Genomic DNA, 4,204 nt, shown 5'->3' with positions numbered 1-4,204 from the left:
CTGGTGGAACGGGACCTGCCGGTGGTGGCCCCCATCGAAAAGAACGGCACCACCCTGTTCCACTGCGACGGCTTCGCCTTTGCGGTGTTCCGCAGAGCCGGCGGCCATGCGCCGGAACTGGATAACGACAACCACCTGGAACAGCTGGGCCGCACCCTGGCCCGCTGGCATGCCTGCGGCAGTGACCGGCCCTATCAGCTCCGCCACACCATGGACCCGGTGGCTGACATTCGTGCCGCCAGCACCTTTCTGATCAATGACGTGGTGGACCTGAATTACCGCAGTCAGTATCGCGATGCCTGCGGCCAACTGCTGGAGCAGATTGAACAGCGGCTGGCTGAGGTGGAATTCCCGCTGCTCAACGTGCATGGCGACTGCCATACCGGCAACATCCTGTGGCGCGACAACGGCCCACATTTCGTGGATCTGGACGACAGCCTGCGCGCCCCGGCCATGCAGGACATCTGGATGTTGCTGTCCGGTGAACAGGACGAGCAACAACACCAACTGCGGGTGCTGGCCCGCGGTTACGACACCTTCCTGCCCTTCCCCTGGCAACAAACCGCCCTGATCGAACCGCTACGCACCCGGCGCATCATCTGCTATGACGCCTGGCTGGCCAGACGCTGGGACGACCCGGCCTTCCCGCCCGCGTTCCCCTGGTTTGAATCCATGAGTTACTGGCGGGACCAGACAGAACTGTTACAGCAGCAACTGCGTAATTTGCAGACCCCGCTGTAGAGCAACAACGCGTTTCCGTAGGAGCGTCGCTCACGGCGCGACAGGGTTGACAACGTGTCTTCTAAAGCCGCTGCTGTAGGCGTTCCTCTCGAGGGACGAACCCGAGCCCAGGCGAGGCAAAAGGCGAGGCAGGGGCTGCCAGGTCACTCTAGAGACGCCCTGTTTCACAGAAACGACGTTGCTGGCCTTGCAGGTGCTTTCCACGCTGACGCGTGGTTCGTCCCTCGAGAGGAACGCCTACAACTGTATTGGCAAGGGGTGTTCCAGCCGAAAACCATCGGCGGATAACGCCACCTTCCAGGCCAGCACCTCCACGCCCTTCTGCACCGCTTCCCGCAGCAGCGCCCCATAGCGGGCATCGATTTCGTCCGCCGGCCGGGCGGCCTGTGCGCCGCTGTGCTGCACACAAAAAAACAGCACCGCCCGCTTGCCGGACGCCACCACCTCCATGAGGGTCAGCAGATGCTTCTGGCCCCGCTCTGTCACCGAATCCGGGAAGGCAATGACACCATCATCAGGGTCATTAGGCCCGGGGCCGAGCGTGACATTTTTCACTTCCACAAAGGTATGCGGATCGCTGCGCCCGCCCAAAGCCAGATCAAAACGGCTGTCACCGTATTTCACTTCCCTTTCCACACCTGTGTCGGGGCTCAGTGCGTCCACACGCCCGGCGCGGACCGCCTCTTCCACCAGTGCATTGGGCCGGCTGGTGTTGACCCCCGCCCAATGACCATGACCCACCTGCAGGGCTTCCAGGGTATGGCGGTATTTGCGCTTGGGATTACCGCTGTCGGAGATCAATGCCTGCTGGGGATCCCCCAGAACGCAGTTCTTCATGGAGCCGGTATTGGGACAGTGCACGGTAATTTCGCTGCCATCGGCGCGAACCACATCGGCCATGAAACGCTTGTAGCGACGCAGCAGGGTGACCCTTTCCAGGGGAGGATCAAACTTCACAGGGACTCCAGGTAGTGACCCAGCCGATGCAGGGCCTCAACAAGACGCGACTCGGCGCAAGTATAGGCCAGCCGCACATAACGGTGATGGTCATGGCCATCACCGAAATCCAGGCCCGGCGTCATGGCCACCTTTTCCTTTTCCAGCAGGTCCGCACAAAAGGCAAAGCTGTCATCGGTCCAGGCACTCACATCCACATACACATAAAAGGCACCATCGGCATTGGACACCACCGGCAGCTTGAGATGCGCCAGACCATTGAGCAAACACTGGCGGCGGCGGGCAAACAGCTGATGACGCTGCTCCAGGATGGTCAGCGCCGGTTCCTGCAGTGCCGCCAGTGCACCGTATTGCGCCGGCGTGGAGGGTGCCAGAAACAGGTTCTGGGCCAACCGCTCGATGGCCGGCACCAGCGGCTCCGGCGCCACCAGCCAGCCCAGCCGCCAACCGGTCATGCAGAAATATTTACTGAAGCTGTTGATCACCATCACCTGGTCGGTACGCGACAGCACCGATTCCGCCGGGCCCCGATAACAAAGCCCCTGATAGATTTCATCCACCAACAGCAGGCCATCTTTCTCCACCGCGCCCTCGGCCATGGCCTGCAGGGTATCCAGCGACAACATATTACCGGTGGGATTATCCGGGCTCGCCACCATGGCCAGACGGGTATCCGTCTGCCAGGCTGCCAGCAGATCGCTGGCGGTCAGGGTGAAATGATTGTCCGCCTCTAATACCAGCGGTTGCGGCTTCCCCCCCACAAGATTCACGAACTGACGATTACAGGGATAGCCCGGATCGCATAGCAGAACACCGTCCCCGGGATTGATCAGGGCCGCCAGCGCCAGCTGCAGGGCGCCGGAGGCGCCCGGCGTCACCACGATCCGTGCCGGTGACACGGTAGCGCCAAAACGCTCCCGGTAATCATCCGCAATGGCCTGGCGCAAAGCGGGCAGCCCTGCAGCCGGCGTGTAGCCGGTTCCCCGATCACGGGTTGCCCCGGCAATGGCCTCCAGCACCGGCGTCGGAGTTTCAAAATCCGGCTCGCCCACTTCCAGATGGATCACATCGTGGCCCTGGGCTGCCAGTTGTTGGGCTCGCTCCAGCAGTGCCATAACGTGAAAAGGCGGGATCTGTTGGGCGAAATGCGACAGCGTTATCACAAGATTCCTCTTTCCTATAAGGGTGGCATGGCTATAATCGGCCAGATTTTCACCAACTGGTGACAAGACTTACCCGGAAGGGGTAAGGTCAAAGATTACATTACGCCCGTACCTGGTTATATCAAGCGGGCCCCAGGGATAGTGGGACAGGATAGAGAGTCGAGAAGATGCTAAGGGAGTTAATAAAAATGGCCACCGGCAAAAAGAAAGCCCCGAAAAAGGCGGCTAAAAAACAAACCTCCGGGTCTGCTTCCAGCAGCAAGAAAGCCACCTCATCCACTGCTGCCCGCAAAGCGCCAGCCAAGAAGGCTGCCGTGAAAAAGGCCCCGGCCAAAAAAGCCGCAGTGAAAAAGGTGGCAGCAAAGCCTGCAGCCAAGAAGGCTCCAGCCAAAACCGCAGCCAAAAAAGCTGCAGTAAAGAAACCCGCTACCAAGCCTGCCGCTAAAAAGGCGCCGGCCAAGAAGGCCACTGTGAAGAAAGCCACTCCCAAGAAAGCGGTCGCCAAGAAACCGGCACCGGCGAAAAAAGCTGCCACTCCCAAAACGGCCGCCAAGCCTGCTGCAAAAAAAGCGACCGTAAAGAAAGCCCCGGCCAAAAAAACTGCTGCAAAGGCTCCTGCCAAAAAAGCGGCCAGCAAGCCAGTGGCAAAACCCGCCGCCGGCAAAACCCAGTCAACCGTTGCCACCGCCAAACCGGCGAAGGCCAGCAAACCCGCTGCCAGAAAGACAGCAGCCAAAAAAGCAGCACCAGCTGCACCTAGAACAAAACTGCCGACCTCCGGGAAGGCATCCGCAGCGGCCCGTGCCGCTGCCAGAGACGCATCGAACACCGGTAACGCACGGACCGCGACTGCCGGCAAAGGGACTTCGCCGAGCCGATCCACCACTTCTGCTCAGGTAAAAGCAAACGTGAAAAAGAAAACCGCCTCATCCTCTTCCCAGGCCCAAATGCATGGCTTCAAGCCCTACATTCCGGCCAAGAACGAGGAATACATGAACGAGAAACAACGCGAGCACTTCCGCCAGATCCTGCTGGCCTGGCGCCAGGAGTTGATGGAAGAAGCGGACCGCACCATGCACCACCTGCAGGACGAACAGGCCAACCTGCCCGACCCCGCTGATCGTGCCACTCAGGAAGAAGAATTCGCCCTGGAACTGCGAACCCGCGACCGCGAGCGCAAGCTGCTGAAGAAGATCGAGAAGACCCTGGATCTGGTGGACAAGGACGATTACGGTTTCTGCGAAGCCTGCGGCATCGAAATCGGTATCCGCCGCCTGGAAGCCCGCCCCACCGCGGACCTGTGCATCGACTGCAAGGAACTGGCGGAGATCAAGGAAAAGCAG

At 60.3% G+C, this 4,204-nt stretch carries 5 protein-coding genes; 2 read left to right on the top strand and 3 right to left on the bottom strand.

Features of this window, described 5'->3' with window-relative positions; genetic code table 11:
- Nucleotides 1–741 (top strand): serine/threonine protein kinase (locus HUJ17_RS04925; protein WP_290509624.1); only part of this gene is annotated, 741 nt, incomplete at its 5' end.
- 237 nt (nt 742–978) lie between these two features.
- On the opposite strand, the gene sfsA is transcribed toward HUJ17_RS04925, so the two are convergent.
- The 3 genes from sfsA to HUJ17_RS04910 form a co-directional block, all read right to left on the bottom strand.
- The gene (gene sfsA, locus HUJ17_RS04920) at nt 979–1,698 is read right to left on the bottom strand and encodes a DNA/RNA nuclease SfsA (protein WP_290509623.1); all 720 of its coding nucleotides are present in this window, start codon (nt 1,696–1,698) and stop codon (nt 979–981) included.
- A complete protein-coding gene (locus HUJ17_RS04915) occupies nt 1,695–2,861 on the bottom strand; it encodes an aminotransferase class I/II-fold pyridoxal phosphate-dependent enzyme (protein ID WP_290509622.1) in 1,167 nt (388 codons plus the stop codon). The genes sfsA and HUJ17_RS04915 overlap by 4 nt, the downstream gene beginning before the upstream one ends.
- Nucleotides 2,862–2,982: 121 nt before the next feature.
- The gene (locus HUJ17_RS04910; RefSeq protein ID WP_290509621.1) at nt 2,983–3,747 is read right to left on the bottom strand and encodes a hypothetical protein; all 765 of its coding nucleotides are present in this window, start codon (nt 3,745–3,747) and stop codon (nt 2,983–2,985) included.
- Between the two features lie 61 nt (nt 3,748–3,808).
- Between HUJ17_RS04910 and dksA the strand changes: the two genes are divergently transcribed.
- On the top strand, nt 3,809–4,204 hold a 396-nt coding region (gene dksA / locus HUJ17_RS04905), incomplete at its 3' end, for an RNA polymerase-binding protein DksA (protein WP_290509644.1).

Origin of the sequence: Alcanivorax sp. (assembly GCF_014762765.1) — a bacterium.
Taxonomy (GTDB): Bacteria; Pseudomonadota; Gammaproteobacteria; order Pseudomonadales; family Alcanivoracaceae; genus Alcanivorax.
This window is presented reverse-complemented; position numbering and strand designations above follow the sequence as displayed.